General features: G+C 69.1%; 16 protein-coding genes. 4 read left to right on the forward strand and 12 right to left on the reverse strand.

Going from position 1 to position 16661, the window contains the following annotated elements:
- Positions 1 to 54: 54 nt before the first annotated feature.
- Together EJP67_RS27165 and EJP67_RS27170 are read left to right on the forward strand one after the other, a co-directional pair.
- A complete protein-coding gene (locus tag EJP67_RS27165) occupies positions 55 to 414 on the forward strand; it encodes a hypothetical protein (RefSeq protein ID WP_126024851.1) in 360 nt (119 codons plus the stop codon).
- Between the two features lie 21 nt (positions 415 to 435).
- Entirely contained in the window at positions 436 to 1368 is a 933-nt protein-coding gene (locus tag EJP67_RS27170) for a LysR family transcriptional regulator (RefSeq protein WP_126024852.1), read from the forward strand.
- A 12-nt stretch (positions 1369 to 1380) separates the two neighbouring features.
- Here the strand turns inward: EJP67_RS27170 and EJP67_RS27175 are convergent, their stop codons facing one another.
- The 5 genes from EJP67_RS27175 to gnd all read right to left on the reverse strand — a co-directional run bounded on the left by EJP67_RS27175 (position 1381) and on the right by gnd (position 9540).
- Positions 1381 to 2817, reverse strand: a complete 1437-nt coding sequence (locus EJP67_RS27175) for an efflux transporter outer membrane subunit (protein WP_126024955.1) — start codon at positions 2815 to 2817, stop codon at positions 1381 to 1383.
- Between the two features lie 44 nt (positions 2818 to 2861).
- Positions 2862 to 4121: an efflux RND transporter periplasmic adaptor subunit gene (locus EJP67_RS27180; protein ID WP_126024853.1), complete on the reverse strand. Its 1260-nt coding sequence runs from the start codon at positions 4119 to 4121 to the stop codon at positions 2862 to 2864.
- Between the two features lie 4 nt (positions 4122 to 4125).
- Entirely contained in the window at positions 4126 to 7359 is a 3234-nt protein-coding gene (locus EJP67_RS27185) for an efflux RND transporter permease subunit (protein ID WP_126024854.1), read from the reverse strand.
- Between the two features lie 189 nt (positions 7360 to 7548).
- Positions 7549 to 8100 (reverse strand): GNAT family N-acetyltransferase, encoded by a 552-nt coding sequence (locus EJP67_RS27190; RefSeq protein ID WP_126024855.1) that lies wholly within the window; start codon positions 8098 to 8100, stop codon positions 7549 to 7551.
- Between the two features lie 15 nt (positions 8101 to 8115).
- The gene (gnd, locus tag EJP67_RS27195) at positions 8116 to 9540 is read right to left on the reverse strand and encodes a decarboxylating NADP(+)-dependent phosphogluconate dehydrogenase (RefSeq protein ID WP_126024856.1); all 1425 of its coding nucleotides are present in this window, start codon (positions 9538 to 9540) and stop codon (positions 8116 to 8118) included.
- Between the two features lie 160 nt (positions 9541 to 9700).
- Here gnd and EJP67_RS27200 point away from each other — a divergent pair, with 160 nt between their 5' ends.
- Both EJP67_RS27200 and EJP67_RS27205 read left to right on the forward strand, forming a co-directional pair.
- Entirely contained in the window at positions 9701 to 10669 is a 969-nt protein-coding gene (locus EJP67_RS27200) for an AraC-like ligand-binding domain-containing protein (protein ID WP_126024857.1), read from the forward strand.
- A 100-nt stretch (positions 10670 to 10769) separates the two neighbouring features.
- Entirely contained in the window at positions 10770 to 11498 is a 729-nt protein-coding gene (locus EJP67_RS27205) for an alpha/beta fold hydrolase (protein ID WP_126024858.1), read from the forward strand.
- A gap of 12 nt (positions 11499 to 11510) precedes the next feature.
- Here the strand turns inward: EJP67_RS27205 and EJP67_RS27210 are convergent, their stop codons facing one another.
- The 7 genes from EJP67_RS27210 to EJP67_RS27245 all read right to left on the reverse strand — a co-directional run bounded on the left by EJP67_RS27210 (position 11511) and on the right by EJP67_RS27245 (position 16629).
- Positions 11511 to 12128 carry a 3'-5' exonuclease gene (locus tag EJP67_RS27210; RefSeq protein WP_126024859.1) on the reverse strand — a complete coding sequence of 206 codons (618 nt, stop codon included), beginning with the start codon at positions 12126 to 12128 and terminating at the stop codon, positions 11511 to 11513.
- The gene (locus EJP67_RS27215; protein ID WP_126024860.1) at positions 12125 to 12553 is read right to left on the reverse strand and encodes a TfoX/Sxy family protein; all 429 of its coding nucleotides are present in this window, start codon (positions 12551 to 12553) and stop codon (positions 12125 to 12127) included. The genes EJP67_RS27210 and EJP67_RS27215 overlap by 4 nt, the downstream gene beginning before the upstream one ends.
- Positions 12554 to 12614: 61 nt before the next feature.
- On the reverse strand, positions 12615 to 13004 hold the full coding sequence (locus EJP67_RS27220) for a VOC family protein (RefSeq protein ID WP_126024861.1): 390 nt from the start codon (positions 13002 to 13004) through the stop codon (positions 12615 to 12617).
- A 31-nt stretch (positions 13005 to 13035) separates the two neighbouring features.
- Positions 13036 to 13530, reverse strand: a complete 495-nt coding sequence (locus EJP67_RS27225) for a GNAT family N-acetyltransferase (protein ID WP_240650801.1) — start codon at positions 13528 to 13530, stop codon at positions 13036 to 13038.
- Positions 13531 to 13580: 50 nt separating this feature from the next.
- The gene (gene fghA, locus EJP67_RS27230; protein WP_126024863.1) at positions 13581 to 14465 is read right to left on the reverse strand and encodes an S-formylglutathione hydrolase; all 885 of its coding nucleotides are present in this window, start codon (positions 14463 to 14465) and stop codon (positions 13581 to 13583) included.
- Complete coding sequence (locus EJP67_RS27235; RefSeq protein WP_126024864.1) at positions 14462 to 15391, reverse strand: alpha/beta fold hydrolase; 930 nt, start codon at positions 15389 to 15391, stop codon at positions 14462 to 14464. The genes fghA and EJP67_RS27235 overlap by 4 nt, the downstream gene beginning before the upstream one ends.
- Positions 15392 to 15522: 131 nt before the next feature.
- Entirely contained in the window at positions 15523 to 16629 is a 1107-nt protein-coding gene (locus EJP67_RS27245) for an S-(hydroxymethyl)glutathione dehydrogenase/class III alcohol dehydrogenase (RefSeq protein ID WP_126024865.1), read from the reverse strand.
- Positions 16630 to 16661 lie beyond the last annotated feature (32 nt).

Consider the following 16661-nt stretch of genomic DNA (forward strand, 5'->3'; position numbering starts at 1 on the left):
TCCCGTACGCAGCAATTCCTTCTTTCAACTTCAACGATTTCCCTGGAGAAAAACTTGGCTTCCATCAAGCAGACGCTCGACGACATCCTCACCATCGACGGCGCCATGTGCGCGGCCGTCGTCGACGCCGGCAGCGGCATGATCCTCGGCAGCGTGGGTTCGGGCGTGGACATGGAGATCGCCGCGGCGGGCAACACGGAGGTGGTGCGGGCCAAGCTCAAGACCATGCGCGCGCTGGGCCTGAGCGACGTGATCGAGGACATGCTCATCACCCTCGGCAGGCAGTACCACATCCTTCGGCCCTCGTCGGTGAAGGAGGGACTCTTCCTCTACGTGGTGCTCGACAAGCAGCGCGCCAACCTCGCACTCGCGCGCCGCAAGACGCAGGAAGTCGACAAGCTGATGGACTTCTGAGAAAGCGGCAGGCAGTTTCCGGTGCTGGATCTCAATGAAGTCGCCATGTTCGTGCAGGTGGCGCGGCTGGGCAGTTTTGCCGAAGCCGCGCGGCACCTGCGCATGCCTTCCGCCACCCTGAGCCGGCGGGTGCGGCAGCTGGAGGCGCACCTGGGTACCCGCCTGCTGCAGCGCTCGACCCGCAAGCTGGCGCTGACGAGCGCGGGCCAGGCTTTTCTCGATCGATGCCTGCCCGCGGTCGAGGAGCTCATGGCCGCCGGGCAACTGCAGCTCGCGGGCAGCCAGGAGCCGAGCGGGGCGGTGCGGGTGGCCGCGCCCAGCAATTTCTTCGACTTCTTCCCGATGGAGTGGGTGTCCGGCTTCCTCGCTGCGAATCCGCGCGTGCGGATCGACTTCGTCCTGAGCGACGCGGCGGCCGACCTCGTCGCCGAGCGCATCGACGTCGCCTTTCGCGGCGGCCCGCTGCGGGATGCGGGCAGCGCGACACGCAGGATATTCGCCAGCTACGGCGGCCTTTTCGCAAGCCCGGGCTACGTGGCCGCGCACGGCCAGCCTGCCAGCCTGCATGAGCTGGGCGAACACCACTGCGTGACGCCGCCGCCCGACGCGGGCAGCTACGCCACCTGGCGCCTGCTGGACGCCGACGGCGCGGAGCAGGACGTGCGCGTGCGGGGCCGCTTCATCAGCAACATGCAGGACGTTCTGCGCAAGGCCGCGTGCGCGGGGCTGGGCATCGCCGCGCTGCCGTCGATCCTGGTGGCGTCCGACGTCGCCGCCGGCCGGCTGGTGCCGGTGCTGCCGCAGTACAGGCGGGCGGGGCGTGGCCTGAGCGTGATCTACGCCAGCCGCCACCACATTCCGCATGCGGTGTCGGCCTTCGTCGAGATGGCGATGGAGAAGCTTGCCGCCAGCCAGGACTGGGGTTCGGCTTCCGTGGGGGCTCCTGCCGGCTGAGCCGCGCGTCGATCAGCCGGCCTTGGCGGTCCGATCGAGGGCGGGGCAGCTCGACGGCGCGCCTGCCGTGTCAGTGCCGCACCAGTCGCCACCCAGCGCCTTCACAAGAAACACCGATGTCAGCAGCCGCTGCCCCTGCAACTGCGCGGCTTGCCGCTCCACCGTCAGCAGCGACTGCTGCGCGGTGATCACGTCGAGGTACGTCGATGCGCCTCCCTCGTAGCGGCTGGTCGCCATGTCGAGCACGCGCCGTGCAGCCGTCACGGCCGACTGCGCCTGCGTGGTGGCGCTGTCGAGCGCCGAGAGGCCGGTGATGCCGTCTTCCACCTCCTGCATCGCCGTGAGCACGGTGCGGCGGTAGTTGCCGACGGTGACGTCGTAGCCGGCCTTGGCGAAGTCGACGTTCGCGCGGATGCGCCCGCCGTCGAACAGCACCTGCGTGGCCGACACGCCCACCGACCACAGCAGGCTGGGGCCGTTGAAGAGCGTCTCGATCAGGCGGCTGTCCACGCCCACCGTGGGCGAGATGACGAAGCTCGGGTAGAAGGCGGCCGTCGCCACGCCGATCTGTGCGTTGGCAGCCGCCATTGCGCGTTCGGCCGAGGCCACGTCGGGGCGGCGCTGCAGAATCTCGGACGGCACGCCCAGCGGCACTGCAGGCGGCCTGATCTCGCGCAGGTCCACCGGCAGCGAGAAGTTCGGCGCCGGCGTGCCGGTGAGCGTGGCCAGCGCGTGCTCGTATTGCGCGCGCTGCTTCTTCAGCACGTCGACCTGCGTGAGCGTGGTTTCCAGCAGCGCCTGCTGCTGCGCCACGTCCAGGCCCGATACCGCGCCCAGGTCGTGGCGCGCCGTCACCAACTCCAGCGCGCGGCGCTGCAGGCCGATGGAGCGCGAGAGCACGTCGAGCTCGATGTCGGTGGAGCGCAGGTTGAAGTAGTTGCTGGCGAGCTCGGCGCTCAGCAGCAGCCTGGTGTTGGCGAGGTCGGCGGCCGATTGCTCGGCGGAGGCCGTGGCGCCCTCGACGGTGCGCTGCACGCGGCCCGCGAGGTCGAGCTCGTAGCTCGCGTTCAGCGAGACGGCGAAGTCGTTCTGCACCGTCGACGAATTGGCGGTGGCGTAGTTGGTGAGCGGCCGGTTGGCCGAGATCTTCAGGCGCGAGGCGCGCGCGCCCAGGCCGAGCTGCGGATAGCGGCTGGCCGAAGTGGCGGCCAGCGTGGCGCGTGCCTGCGCCAGCCGCGCGTTGGCGATGGCCAGCGTGGGGCTGCCGGCCAGGGCCTGCGCCTGCAGCGTGTCGAGCGTGGCGTCGTCGAAGCGCTTCCACCACGGGCCCTTGTCGGCGCTGTCGCTGGGCGTGCTCACGCGCCACGGCTCCTCGAGCTTCCAGCTCACGGGCAGGGGGGTGTCGGGCGTCTTGTAGTCGGGGCCGACGGCGCAGCCGGCTGCGAGCATGAGCAGTGCGGCGCAGGCGGCCGCGCAGGGCAGTCGCGCCAGCGTCACGCCGGCTCCTTCTTCGCCCCGGCAGGCGCCGCCCTGGCAGGAGGCTGATCGGGCGCGACAGCCACGATGTCGCCTTCGGCCAGCGAGTCGGAGGGATTCAGCACCATGCGGTCGGTTCCTTCGAGCCCGTCGATCACTTCCACGTTCTCGCCGTAGTTGCGCCCCAGCGTCACCGCGCGCAGGGCGACGCGGCCCTGTGCATCGACCACCGCGATGCGCGTGCCCTCGGCGCGGAACAGCAGCGCGTTCGCCGGCACGGTGAGCGTGCGGCTCGCGGCCAGCGGCAGCGACACCTGCACATAGGCGCCCGGCAGCAGCGCGCCGTCCTTGTTGGGCAGCGAGACCTCGACCTGCATCATCCGCGTGGTCGTGTCGATGGCGCCCGAGGTTCGCGCCACCTCGCCCTTGAAGGCCTGGCCGCGCAGCTCGGCCTGCGTCACCACCACCGGCTGGCCGGCCTTCACCAGCTGCGCGTAGGCCTGCGGCACGTTGACGTACACGCGCAGCGGATCGGTCTGCGCCAGCATGAAGAGCGCGCGCCCGGCGCCGCCGCCCGCGCCGGCGTCGATCAGGTCGCCCACGTCGACGTTGCGCCGCGTGATCACGCCCGCGAACGGCGCCACCACGCGCTTGAAGCCCTCGGTCTGCTTGAGGCGCTGCACGTTGGCGTCGGCCGCCGCCACGTTGGAGGTGGCCTGCGCGACGGCGCTGCGGCGCTCGTCCAGGTCCTGCTGCGAAACCACGTCCTTCTTGCGCAGCGCCTCCCAGCGATCTGCCGTGCTGCGCGCCAGTTCCAGCCCCGAGGCGGCCTGCGCGCGGGCAGCGACGGCCTGCGAGAGCTGCTGGTCGATCTCGGGCGTCTCGATCTCGGCGAGCAACTCGCCCTTTTCGACGCGGCTGCCGATGTCCCTGGTCCAGCGCTTGAGGTAGCCGCTGGCGCGCGCCGAGATGGGCGACTGCACGAAGCCCTGCAGCGTGCCCGGCAGCGACAGCGTCTGGCCCGCGGTGGGCATGCGGGGCAGGGCGGTCTGCACGTACTGCTTCGCGCGCTCGGCGGTGCCGGCCTCCAGCGCGCGGGCGTTGGCGATGCGCACGAACACGGTGCGCGCCGCGCCCAGCGCCAGCAGCACCAGCACGATCAGCACCAGCCAGCGCGTGCGCCGCACGATCTGCCGGCGGCGCAGCAGCTGCTCGCCGTCGCCCTCCTCGACGGCGATGGGGTGGATGGCCAATGCCGAATGGCGTTGCTCCGTCATGGAATCAGTTCTCCTGGGGGGCGGTCGTGCCCGCTGGCGGTTGATGCTGTTGATGCTGCGCGGCCTCGCGCGCCGCGCGGCGGTGCGCAAGCCGACTGTGCACTCCCGCGAACACGGCGGGCACGAAAAACAATGTCGACACCGTGGCAAAGACCAGGCCGCCGATCACCGCGCGGCCCAGCGGCGCGTTCTGCTCGGCGCCTTCGCCCAGGCCCAGCGCCATCGGGATCATGCCGATGATCATCGCCAGCGCCGTCATCAGCACCGGCCGGATGCGGGTGGCACCCGCTTCCAGCGCGGCCGACAGCGGCGGAATGCCGGCGGCCAGCCGCTCGCGCGCGAAGGACACCAGCAGGATGGAGTTGGCCGTGGCCACGCCCATGGTCATGATCGCGCCCGTCAGCGCGGGCACGCTCAGCGTGGTGCCGGTGATGAACAGCATCCACGCGATGCCCGCCAGCGCCGCCGGCAGGGCGGTGATGATGATGGCCGCGTCCAGCCACGACTGGAAGGTGACCACGATCAGCAGGTACACCAGCACGATGGCCATCGCCAGCCCCACGCCCAGGCCGATGAAGGACGACTGCATCGTCTGCACCTGCCCGCGGATCTCGACGCGGCTGCCGCGCGGCAGCGTGGGCCGCATCTCGTCGACCAGCTTCTGCACCTTCGAGGCCACGCTGGCGAGGTCGGTGCCCTGCACGCTCACGTAGACGTCGATCACCGGCGCGATGTTGTAGCGCGACATCACGGCCGGCTGGCGCGCGGCCTGCGCGTCCACCAGGTTGCCCAGCAGCTGCTGCGAACCGCCGCCCGCCGCCGGCGTGCCGCTGGCGCCCACCGGGATGTTCAGCAGCGAATCCAGCGAATCGACCACGTACTGCGGCGACTGCACCGCGATGCTGTAGACCACGCCGTTGGCCGGGTTCAGCCAGAAGGCGGGCGCCGTCTGCGAGCTGCCCGACAGCGCGATGAGCACGTTCTGCCCCACGTTGGAGGCGGTCAGGCCGTACTGCTGCAGCCGGGTGCGGTCCATCTGCAGGCTCAGCGCGGGGCCGTCCAGGCGCTGGTGCACGTGGGCGTCGACCGCGCCGGGGATCTGGCGGATCGCCTTGGTCAGCTCGGCCGCGCGCGCCGCGTTGCCGGCCATGTCGTTGCCGCTGAACTGCACGTCGATGGCCGCGGGCAGGCCGAAGTTCAGGATCTGCGTGACGATGTCCGCCGGCTGGAAGAAGAACTCGATGCCCGGAAAGCGCTTGGGCAGCTCCGCGCGCAGCAGCGACACGAACTGCTCGGTGGGCTTGTGGCCTTCCTTCAGCGACAGCAGCAGCTCGCCGTCGAAGGTGCCGATGGTGCCGGCGTTGCTGTACGAGAGGTTGATACCGCTGTTGGGCACGCCCAGGTTGTCGAGGATGGTCTCCAGCTGGTCGGGTGGCACCAGCTCTCGGATGGCGGCCTCCACCCGGTCGGTGAGGCGCGCCGTTTCCTCGATGCGCGTGCCGGTGGGCGCGCGCAGGTGCAGGCGGATCTGGCCGGCATCCACCGTCGGGAAGAAGTCGCGACCCAGCGCGGGGTAGAGCAGGCACGACAGCAGGCAGAAGCCGAGGAACAGGCCGATGAAGCCCGCGCGCTTCGACAGCACCGCCGACAGCACCAGCGTGTAGGCGCGGCGCACGCGCTCGAAACGGCGGTCGAAGGCGCGGTAGAGGCGCTGCAGGGCGCTCTGCTTCGCGCCTTCAGCCTGTTGAGCGGGTTGCGCCGAATGCGCACCGCCCATCAGCAGCATCACCAGCGTCGGCACCAGCGTGCGCGACAGCAGGTAGGACGCGATCATCGCGAACACCACCGCCTCGGCCAGCGGCACGAACAGGAAGCGCGCCACGCCCGAGAGGAAGAACATCGGCACGAACACGATGCAGATGCACAGCGTGGACACGAACGCCGCCGAGCCGATCTCGCCCGCGCCGACTTCGATGGCTTCCTTCAGCGGCGTGCCCATGTGCAGGTGCCGCTCAATGTTCTCGATGGTCACGATCGCCTGGTCGACCAGGATGCCCACCGAGAGCGCGAGGCCGCCCAGCGTCATGAGGTTGAGCGTCTCGCCCAGCGCGTAGAGCACCAGGATCGAGACCAGGATCGACAGCGGAATCGTCAGCCCGATGATCAGCGTGCTGCGCCAGTTGCCCAGGAATAGCAGCACCATCGCGGCGGTGAGGGCGGCGGCCAGGATGGCCTCGAACACCACGCCCTTGACGGCCGCCTTCACGAACACCGACTGATCGAACAGCGGGGTGATCTTGATGTCCTCCGGCATCGTCTGGGCGGCGATGGGCAGCATCGCGCGGATGTTGGAGACGATGTCCAGCGTGGAGGCGCCGCCGTTCTTCAGCACCGACAGCAGCACGCCGCGCACGCCGTCCTGGCGCACCACGTTGGTCTGCGGCGAGAAGCCGTCGCGCACGTAGGCCACGTCGCGCAGGTAGGTGGTGGCGCCGTTCACCGTGCGGATCGGCAGGTCGTTCAGGCCCGCGATGGCATCGGGCGAGCCGTTCATCCTCACGTTGTATTCGGTGGCGCCGAACTTGGCCGTGCCCGAGGGCAGGATCAGGTTCTGCGTGTTCACCGCGTTCACCACGTCGGCCGGCGAGAGGCCGCGCGCCTGCAGCGCCTGGGTGTCGAGGTCGACCGAGATCAGCCGGTTCTTGCCGCCGTAGGGAAAGGGAATGGCCGCGCCCGGCACGGTGATGAGCTGCGGCCGCAGCTGGTTGACGGTGGCGTCGAAGAGTGAGTTTTCAGAGCGCGTGGGGCTCGACAGAGCCAGCTGGATCACCGGCACGCTGGAGGCCGAGTACTTGATGACCAGCGGCGGCGTGATGCCCGGCGGCAGCTGCCGCACCTGCGCCTGCATCGAGGCCACCACCTGCGAGATCGCCATCTCGATGTTGGCCGTGGGCTGGAAGAACACCTTGATGATGGCCACGCCCGCCAGCGACTGCGATTCGATGTGCTCGATGTCGCTCACCGTGGTGGTCAGCCCGCGCTCCACCTGGCCCGAGATGCGCTGGCCCATCTCCTGGGCCGGCAGGCCGGTGTAGTTCCAGATGATGCTGACCACCGGGATGTTGATTTCCGGGAAGATGTCGGTCGCCATGCGCGCCAGCACGAAGGGCGTGGCCAGCACGATCAGCATCGCCATGACGATGAATGTGTACGGACGACGCAATGCGAGCTGGACCATGGCGAAGGCTCTCTGCTTCCGGCGGAAAAAGGTTTTGCATCATAAGGAAGTAGATTTAGGTTTGCAGGCGTCAGCGGAGGAGGTGTGGCGCTTTACCAAAAGGCTGCGTGCGGGCGGGCTGCGACAGGCCGAGGCCGGCCGTACAAGGTGGCGGCATGGCGGGGTGTTCGGCCGCCGGCCGGCCGAAGCTCAGGCGGCCGGGGCGAGCACGAGCCGCAGCCGCGTCACGTTCGGGTTGCCCGGATCGCGCTGCACGCGGAAGCCCAGCTTGCGCGCCAGCGCCAGCATGGCGGTGTTGTCGTAGAGGGTGATGTCGGCCAGCTGCCTCACGCCGGCCGCCCTGGCGGCGTCGATCAGCTTGCGCATGAGCTTGGACGCCAGGCCGCGGTGCTGCCAGGCGTCGGCGATGACGATGGCGAACTCGGCGACCTGCGCCGTCTCCGGCGTCTCGCCCCGCACGTAGCGCGCCACGCCCATCTGCTGCTCGGCGCCGTCGGCCATGGTGGTCGCGATGAGCGCCAACTCCCGGTCGTAGTCGATGTGCGTCATGCGCCACAGCTCGTCGGGCTGCGGCGTTCGCGGCGAGAGCAGGCGCCGGTAGCCGGTTTCCTTCGAGAGGCCGTTCACGAAGGCGGTGTGCATCGCGAGATCTTCGGCGCGGATCGGGCGGATGCGCACAGGGGTGCCGTCGGGCAGTTGCCAGTCCTCGACCAGGTGGCTGGGGTAGTCGAGGGCCGGCATGGGGTCACACGGTGTTCAGCCGATCACTTCGGGCCAGTCGGTGTGGAAGAACTGGCCTTCGGGCTTGTCCACGCGCTCGTAGGTGTGGGCGCCGAAGAAGTCCCGCTGCGCCTGCAGCAGGTTGGCCGGCAGGCGCTCGGTGCGGTAGCTGTCGTAGTAGGCCAGCGATGCGCTGAAGGCCGGCACCGGGATGCCGTTGCTCACCGCCAGCGCCACCACTTCGCGCCAGCTCTGCTGCGTGCGGTTGAGCAGGTCCTTGAAGAACGGGTCGAGCATCAGGTTGGCCAGCGCCGGATCGGTGCGGAATGCGTCGGTGATGCGGTTGAGGAAGCGCGCGCGGATGATGCAGCCGCCGCGCCAGATCGAGGCGATGCCGCCCAGGTCGAGGCCCCAGCCTTTCTTGTCGCCCATGGTCTTGATGAGGTCGAAGCCCTGCGTGTAGCTGATGACCTTCGAGGCGTAGAGCGCGTCGTGCACCTTGGCCACCAGCGCCTTCTTCTCCACCGACAGTTCGATCTTCGGCCCCTGCAGCTGCCTGCTGGCGGCCACGCGCGCCTTCTTCTGCGACGAGAGCACGCGCGCTTCCACGGCGGCGTTGATGGTGCTGATGACCACCGCGTTCTCGGCCGCGTTGATCAGCGTCCACTGGCCCGTGCCCTTCTGGCCGGCCTTGTCGAGGATCACGTCGACGATCGGCTTGCCCGTCTCGGGGTCTTTCTGCTCGAGCGCCTTGGCGGTGATCTGGATCAGGTAGCTCTGCAGCTCCCCCTCGTTCCATTCGTTGAAGATGGCGGCCATCTCGTCGGTGCTGAAGCCGGCCGCCTTGAACAGGCTGTAGGCCTCGCAGATGAGCTGCATGTCGCCGTACTCGATGCCGTTGTGCACCATCTTCACGTAGTGGCCCGCGCCGCCGGGGCCGATGTGGATCACGCAGGGCTCGCCGTCCACCTTGGCCGAGATGCTCTCGAAGATCGGCTTCATCACCTCCCAGGTGGAAAGCGGCCCGCCCGGCATGATCGACGGCCCCTTGCGCGCGCCTTCCTCGCCGCCCGACACGCCCGCGCCGATGAAGCGCAGGCCCTTCGATGCGAGGTATGCGTCGCGGCGCTCGGTGTCGGTATAGAGGCTGTTGCCGCCGTCGATGACGATGTCGTCCTTGTCCAGCAGGGGAATGAGCTGCTCGATCACCTGGTCGACCGGGGCGCCGGCCTTGACCATGATCTGGATCTTGCGCGGCTTCGCCAGACCCTGCACGAACTCTTCCAGCGTCTTCGCGCCGACCAGCTTCTTGCCCGGGTTGGCGGCGATGAAGGCCTCGGTGGTGGCCTCGGTGCGGTTGTAGACGCTGACCTGGAAGCCGCGGCTTTCCACGTTCAGAACGAGGTTCTGGCCCATCACGGCCAGGCCGATCAGTCCGAAGTCGCTTTGCTTGTTGCTCATGGCCTGTGGTGTCCTTCCTTCGTGTATGTGCAGGCGGGGCGGCGCCCCGCGCACCGGTTTGATTCGAGGGCCATTGTGCCGATGTGGCGCCCGGCGGGGCGTCGGAGGCGGTCTAAACCCGATTGGCAAGCGGGTCCGCCTTGGCTATGTTCATTCCCCCATGAGCCACGACGCCATCCACCGCTGGTCCACCGACGCCGTGCCGCCCTCGCAGCGGCTCGACTACTGGGTGAGCGCCGTCTGCGAGGGCTTCCTGGAGATGGACGTGACGAGCCCCAAAGCCGGCAGCTTCGGCGCCACGCTCGAATCGGCGCCGCTGGGCCCCATCGTGGTCAACCAGGTGCGCGGCAGCGCGCAGGACGTCTACCGCACGCGCCGGGCCATCGCCCACAGCCGCAACAACTACTTCTACCTGCTGTGCAAGGCCGACTCGGCCTGGGTGGCGGTGCAGGACGGCCGCTCGGCGCGGCTTCTCCCGGGCGACGCGGTGCTGGTCGATTCGCGCCGGCTCTACGAATTCCACCTGCTGCAGTCGGCCGACACCATCTCGATCGAGCTGCCCACCGCCTGGGTCGATGCCTGGATTCCCGATGCCGGCGACCAGGTGGCGCGGCGCATCGACGGGCAATCGGGCTGGGGCGGCGTGCTCAGCGGCTTCGTTCGGCAGCTGACGCCCGAGTTGGCGGCGAAGCCCCCGATGCCCGCCGAGCTGCTGAGCGACCAGCTCGGCAGCCTGCTGGCCCTGGCCACGGGCAGCGGCGCCGCAAATGAGCCGGACAAGGGCAGGGCGGCGCTGCGCCGCCGCGTGCTCGACGCCACGCGCGAGCGGCACGCCGAGTGCGGGCTCACCGCGGCGAGCGTGGCGCGCGGGCTGGGCATTTCCGAACGCAGCCTGCACCGCTGCCTGGTCGCCGGCGAAAGCAGCGCACAGGGGCCCACAACCTTCGCCGCCGCGCTCGCCGGTTTCCGCATGGCGGCCGCGCGCCGCATGCTGGCCGATGCACGTTTCGACCGTCTGGGCATCGCCCAAATCGGGTATCGCGTGGGCCTGGCCGATGCATCACACTTTGTTCGCCAATGCCGTGCGCACCTGGGCGCCACACCCGGCGAACTGCGGCGCAGGCGCTGAACTGGCGCGAACCGGCCATCCGCGTGGCAGGCATCGGCCATTCGCGGCATCGCCCCGTTCCTAAAGTCCCTCTGCATCGAAACAACGAAAGAGACTTCCCATGTCCGATACCTATGTCCTGGTCCACGGCGCGTGGCATACAGGCGCCGAGATCGAAGCCGTGGCCGACGGCGTGCGCGCGGCCGGCCACACCGTGTACTGCCCCACGCTGGCGGGCAACAACCCCGGCGACGACCGTTCCAGCACCGGCCTCGAAGACGCCATCGCCTCCGCCGTGCGCTACATCGAGGAGAAGGACCTGACGCAGGTGCGCCTCGTGGGCCACAGCTACGGCGGCATGGTGATCTCGGGCGTGGCCGACCGCATCGCCCACCGGCTCAAGCGGTTGGTGTACATCAACGCCTTCGTGCCGCTGGACGGCGAATCGCTCAACGACATGGTGCCGCCGCACTACGTGACGATGTTCGATGCCGTCGCCGCGGCCAACGGCAACGCGGTGACGCTGCCCTTCGAGATCTGGCGCGAGGCCTTCATCAACGACGCCGACCTCGCGACCGCGCAGGCCGCCTACGAGAAGCTCAACCCCCATCCGTACCGCACCTTCACGGACAAGATCCGCCTGAGCCAGCCGCTGGCGGCGCTGGCGCTGGGCAAGTCGTACCTGAACTGCCAGCAGGACACCGCGATGCCGCACGGCCTGCCGTGGCATCCGCGCCTGTCGGAGCGGCTCGGCCTGTTCCGTCTGGTGGAGTGTCCGGGCAGCCACGAGATGTTCTTCTCGAACCCGCAGCGGCTCGCGCAGGCCGTCATCGAAGCCGGGCGGGACTGAGCACGGGGCTCTTCAGCCGCCGCCGAAGAGCGCGTCGTACACGCGGATCGACGCCCAGGCGTCGTTCGCGGCGTAGCGGATCTGCGCCTCGGTGAGCTGCCGGTTGGCCCAGTTCGAGGTGGTCGCCTTGCGCGACTTGACGAAGCGGCGGCCGAACACCAGCGCCACCGCCGCCTTCACGCCCACCGACCTGCGGTAGCCGCGCCGGCGGAACTCGTCGTCGATGTCGAACACGGCCTTCGGCTCGATGTTCAGCCGGTTGCGGATCAGCGTCAGGTCGCCCGACAGGCCGAAGCCGACCTTGCGCAGCTCGGTCGAGGCGATCAGCGCGGCCACCACCGGATTGCACTCGGTGCGGTGCAGCTGGAACAGCCAGGCCGCATCGCGCGTGGCGAACTGCACCACGTGCGGGCCGCCCGACACTTCGTTCTTTGCGAAGGTGGGCTTCGATTCGGTGTCGAAGCCCGCGATGCCGGCCGCCAGCAGCGTGGCGGCGGCGCGCTCGGCCTCCTGCAGCGTGGAGACGACCACGACGTTCGCGGCGGTCAGGGTTTCGAAGGGGTCGAGCAGCGCGATCTGTTCGCGCTCGGGCAGGGGCGGGAGCGCGGGGTTGTTGCGGCGCTCGTTCACCGGGCGGCTGCTTTCGTCGTGGTCTTTTTCTTCTTCACGGGTGCTTTCTTGGCCGCCGCCTTCTTTGCAGCTGGCGCTTTTTTCGGTTTCTTCGGCTTCGGCGGCTGGCCCGAGCGCAGTGCCGCCTCGTAGGCGAGCCGGCCCCAGCGGGCAGCCTCCTCGCGGTCCTCGAAGAGGTCCGCCGGGGCGAGCCGGTACGACATCGGCATCGCCTTGCCCTGGCGCATGTAGGTGAAGGGCTGCAGGTTCAGCCTGTCGAAGTGCGGGGCGCTCTCGGCGTCGGACTTCAGGTAGAGCGTTTCGTTGGCGACCAGCGCGATCATCCGGCCCTCGTGCCAGACGCCATGGCCGCCGAACATGCGCCTGGTTTCGATGCGGCCCAGGCGCTCGAAGATCTCGTGCAGGCTTTGGACGAACTCGCTCATCGGCGTGCCTTCGTGCTTCGCACTGCGGCGCGAGCTTGCCTGGGGCGGCCCGGCGCGGCACTCATGCGGTGATCTCGATGCGGTTGCCGTCCGGGTCGAGCACCACGCTCTCGTAGTAGCCGTCGCCGGTGCGGCGCGGGCCGTCGAGCAGCGGATATCCGTCGGCCTTCAGGCGTTGCGTGAGTTCGTCCACGGCGGCGTCGGAGCCCACGCTGATCGCGAGGTGCGTCCAGCCCATGCGCTGGGCGCCGGCTTCGGCCGGCAGGGGCGAGAGCGTGCTGGTGGTCATGGCCTCGATGCGCGCGCCGTCGCCCAGGCTCAGGAAGCAGGAGGCGAAGCCCTTGGCCGGGTTGACGTAGCCCGCGCCCGCGGTGGCGCCGAAGTAGTCGACGTAGAAGCGCTTGCAGCGTTCGAGATCGGTGGTCCAGAGTGCGATGTGGTCGATGCGCATGGGGAAGCGAAGAAGGAAGGAAATCGGCCGCTCAGGCGATGCGCCACGGCGGGCGCGAGGGCGACCAATGGTAGGCGATGCGCTCGCGGCCGCTCGTGGGGTGGCGGTCGGCCGCGCCACGCTCCAGCCCGTAGCGTTCGTAGAAGCGCTGCGCCGAGGTGTTGCCGGCCGCCACGTGCAGCCGCCAGCCGTTGGGAATGCGCACGCAGGCCTCGTCGAGCAGCGCCTTGCCCAGGCCCTGGTTGCGCAGATGAGGCTCGACGAAGAGCTGGGCCACGTACTCGCGCCTCACGAGCAGCACCATGAAGGCCAGCACCTGGCCTTCGCGCTCGGCCAGCACCACGTCGGCGGGCGGGCCGAACTCGGTATGCACGCGATGCAGCCAGTGGGCGATGGGCTCGATGTGCGGCACGTCGCGGTTGGCGGAAATCCAGGCGCGCCGCCAGATGCCCGCCAGCACCATGTTCTCCTCGGCGCCGCCTTCGCGCGACCGCAGGTGGAAGACCGGAGTTTGGGCGGCGGACATGATGCGTTTCATGATACGGCGCGGGGCCGCCGCGGTCGATGGGCCGTGCTCTAGCTGGAGGCCCGCAAGGTCTGCGCGTGGTGCGCGATGTGGTCCGCCATGAAGCTCTGGATGAAGTAGTAGCCGTGGTCGTAGCCCGCGTGGCGGCGCAGCGTGAGCGGCTGGCCGGCGGCGAAGCAGGCGGCCTCGAAGGCCTCGGGATGCAGCTGCTCGGCCAGGAATTTGTCGTCCAGGCCCTGGTCGATGAGGATGCCCTGCGGATACGGCGCCGTGACCTGCGACTTCATGAGCGCGCTGGCATCGTGCGCCAGCCATTGCGCGCGGTCGGCGCCAGGCTCGCCCAGGTAGCCCGCGAAGGCCTTCTCGCCCCATGGGCACTGCGTGGGCGCGCAGATCGGCGCGAAGGCCGACAGCGACCTGAAGCGCCCCGGATGCCGAAGCGCCAGCGTGAGCGCGCCATGCCCGCCCATCGAGTGGCCGAAGATGCCGATGCGCTCGCCGTCGATCGGGAAGTGCCTGGCCACCAGGGGCAGCAGCTCCTGCACGATCCAGCTTTCCATGCGCCAGTGCGTGGCCCAGGGCTCGGCCAGCGCGTCGAGATAGAAGCCGGCGCCGATGCCGAAGTCCCAGTTGTCCCTGGCGCCGGGAATGCCTTCCACCACCGGGCCGCGCGGACTGGTGTCGGGCGCGATCAGCGCGATGCCCAGGCTGGCGGCCATGCGCTGCGCGCCGGCCTTGATGGCGAAGGTCTCCTCGTTGCAGGTCAGGCCCGCGAGGTAGAGCAGGGCGGGCACGCGCTCGTGCGCGGCCTGCGGCGGCAGGTAGACCGAGAAGCGCATCGGCAGGCCGATCTCGAGCGAATGGTGCTCGACGAAGCGCTGCAGGCCGCCGAAGGCGCGGTGCTCGGAAAGCAGCTTGGGGGTGTTGTCGGTCATTGGGGGTTCTTGTCGTTGCTGCGCAGTGCCGGCACGAGCTCGAGCACGGCGTCGGCGAAGGTGCATGGCGCTTCCTGCGGCAGGTTGTGGCCGGCCCCGGCCACCAGCCGGTGCGAGCGCGGGCCGCCGAAGCGGTTGGCGTGGGCGGAGGCATCGGCCGGCGGGCGCACGCCGTCGTCGATGCCGTCGAAGGTGATGGCGGGCACGGTGATCGTCGGCTGGGCCGCGAGGCGGCGCTCGATGTCGGCGTAAGCCGGGTCACCCGGCACCAGGCCGAAGCGGTGGCGGTACGACTGGATCACCACGTCCACGAAGTCGGGATGGTCGAAGGCGGCGGCACTGCGCTCGAAGGTGGCGTCGTCGAACTTCCAGGTGGGCGACCACAGCTTCCACAGCAGCTTCGTGAGCGCCTTGCGGTCTTTCTGGAGACCGGCGCGCCCGCGTTCGCTGTGGAAGTAGTACTGGTACCAGAGGCTGTGCTCGTTGTCGGGCGTGTCGGGTTCCATCGCCTTGGCGATGTTCTGGATGTTGTAGCTGTTGAGGGACACCAGCCCCGCGCAGCGCTCGGGCCACAGCGCCGCGACCACGCAGGCCGCGCGGCCGCCCCAGTCGTAGCCGGCCAGCACGGCGCGCTCGATCTCCAGCGCGTCGAGCAGAGCGAGCAGGTCGGCGCCCAGCGCGGCCTGCTCGCCCGAGCGCGGCGTGGCCTCGCTCAGAAAGCGCGTGGCGCCGTAGCCGCGCAGGTACGGCACGATCACGCGGCAGCCGGCGTCGGCCAGCATGGGCGCGACTTCGGCATACGTGTGGATGTCGTACGGAAAGCCGTGCATCAGCAGCACCGGCGGGCCGTCGGCGGGGCCGGCTTCGTAGTAGGCGACTTCGAGGACGCCCGCCTCGATCCTGCGCAGGGGTTCCATTCTTTCCATCAAGAGACCACCTTCGAGTAGTGAACTGATGCCTGTTCCAGGAACACCGCGGAACCGGCTTGGCCGGGCCGCAGGTGTTGCCCCCTTGCAGGGGGGTGGCGCAGCGACACGAAGTGCGCGTAGCCTGGGGGTTAGTAGATGACCACGCCGCGGATGGATTCGCCGCGCTTCATCAGGTCGAAGCCGTCGTTGATCTTCTCCAGCGGCATCGTGTGCGTGATCAGGCTGTCGATGTCGATCTTGCCTTCCATGTACCAGTCGACGATCTTCGGCACGTCGGTGCGCCCGCGCGCGCCGCCGAAGGCCGAGCCTTCCCACTTGCGGCCGGTGACCAGCTGGAACGGGCGGGTGCTGATCTCGGCACCGGCCTCGGCCACGCCGATGATGATGCTGCGGCCCCAGCCCTTGTGCGTGCACTCCAGCGCCTGGCGCATCACCTTGGTGTTGCCGATGCACTCGAAGCTGTAGTCGGCGCCGCCGTCGGTGAGCTGCACGATGGCATCGACCACGTTCTCCGTGTCCTTGGGGTTGATGAAGTGCGTCATGCCGAACTTGCGGGCCATGGCCTCGCGCTCGGGGTTCAGGTCGATGCCGATGATCTTGTCGGCGCCCACCATCTTCGCGCCCTGGATCACGTTCAGGCCAATGCCGCCGAGGCCGAACACCACCACGTTGGCGCCGGCTTCCACCTTGGCGGTGAAGATCACCGCGCCGATGCCGGTGGTCACGCCGCAGCCGATGTAGCAGACCTTGTCGAACGGTGCGTCCTCGCGGATCTTGGCCAGCGAGATCTCGGGCGCGACCGTGTAGTTGCTGAAGGTGCTGGTACCCATGTAGTGGGCGATGGGCTTGCCGTCGAGGCTGAAGCGGCTGGTGCCGTCGGGCATCAGGCCCTTGCCCTGCGTGCCGCGGATGAGCTGGCACAGGTTGGTCTTGCGGCTCAGGCAGAACTTGCACTGGCGGCACTCGGGCGTGTACAGCGGAATGACGTGGTCGCCCTTCTTCAGCGTGGTGACGCCGGGGCCGACGTCCACCACGATGCCCGCGCCCTCATGGCCCAGGATGGCGGGAAAGATGCCTTCGGGGTCGGCGCCCGAGAGGGTGTAGTAGTCGGTGTGGCAGATGCCGGTGGCCTTGATCTCGACGAGCACTTCGCCAAACTTCGGGCCTTCGAGGTCCACGGTTTCGATGGTGAGCGGGGCGCCTGATTTCCAGGCGACGGCGGCTTTGGTCTTCATGATGTTCGATCTCGGAAGCGGGGGATGGGAGA

It is taken from the genome of Variovorax guangxiensis, from assembly GCF_003952165.1.
GTDB lineage: Bacteria > Pseudomonadota > Gammaproteobacteria > Burkholderiales > Burkholderiaceae_C > Variovorax > Variovorax guangxiensis.

Bases quoted from the DNA above. Each gene is read 5' to 3' on its own strand.
- EJP67_RS27190 (WP_126024855.1), bottom strand. From the start codon at position 8,100: ATGCCGGCCCTCGACTACCCCAGCCACCTGGTCGAGGACTGGCAACTG.
- EJP67_RS27200 (WP_126024857.1), top strand. From the start codon at position 9,701: ATGAGCCACGACGCCATCCACCGCTGGTCCACCGACGCCGTGCCGCCC.
- EJP67_RS27215 (WP_126024860.1), bottom strand. From the start codon at position 12,553: ATGAGCGAGTTCGTCCAAAGCCTGCACGAGATCTTCGAGCGCCTGGGC.
- EJP67_RS27220 (WP_126024861.1), bottom strand. From the start codon at position 13,004: ATGCGCATCGACCACATCGCACTCTGGACCACCGATCTCGAACGCTGC.
- fghA (WP_126024863.1), bottom strand. From the start codon at position 14,465: ATGACCGACAACACCCCCAAGCTGCTTTCCGAGCACCGCGCCTTCGGC.
- EJP67_RS27180 (WP_126024853.1), bottom strand. From the start codon at position 4,121: ATGACGGAGCAACGCCATTCGGCATTGGCCATCCACCCCATCGCCGTC.
- EJP67_RS27235 (WP_126024864.1), bottom strand. From the start codon at position 15,391: ATGGAAAGAATGGAACCCCTGCGCAGGATCGAGGCGGGCGTCCTCGAA.
- EJP67_RS27185 (WP_126024854.1), bottom strand. From the start codon at position 7,359: ATGGTCCAGCTCGCATTGCGTCGTCCGTACACATTCATCGTCATGGCG.
- EJP67_RS27245 (WP_126024865.1), bottom strand. From the start codon at position 16,629: ATGAAGACCAAAGCCGCCGTCGCCTGGAAATCAGGCGCCCCGCTCACC.
- EJP67_RS27225 (WP_240650801.1), bottom strand. From the start codon at position 13,530: ATGTCCGCCGCCCAAACTCCGGTCTTCCACCTGCGGTCGCGCGAAGGC.
- EJP67_RS27205 (WP_126024858.1), top strand. From the start codon at position 10,770: ATGTCCGATACCTATGTCCTGGTCCACGGCGCGTGGCATACAGGCGCC.
- EJP67_RS27175 (WP_126024955.1), bottom strand. From the start codon at position 2,817: ATGCTCGCAGCCGGCTGCGCCGTCGGCCCCGACTACAAGACGCCCGAC.
- gnd (WP_126024856.1), bottom strand. From the start codon at position 9,540: ATGAGCAACAAGCAAAGCGACTTCGGACTGATCGGCCTGGCCGTGATG.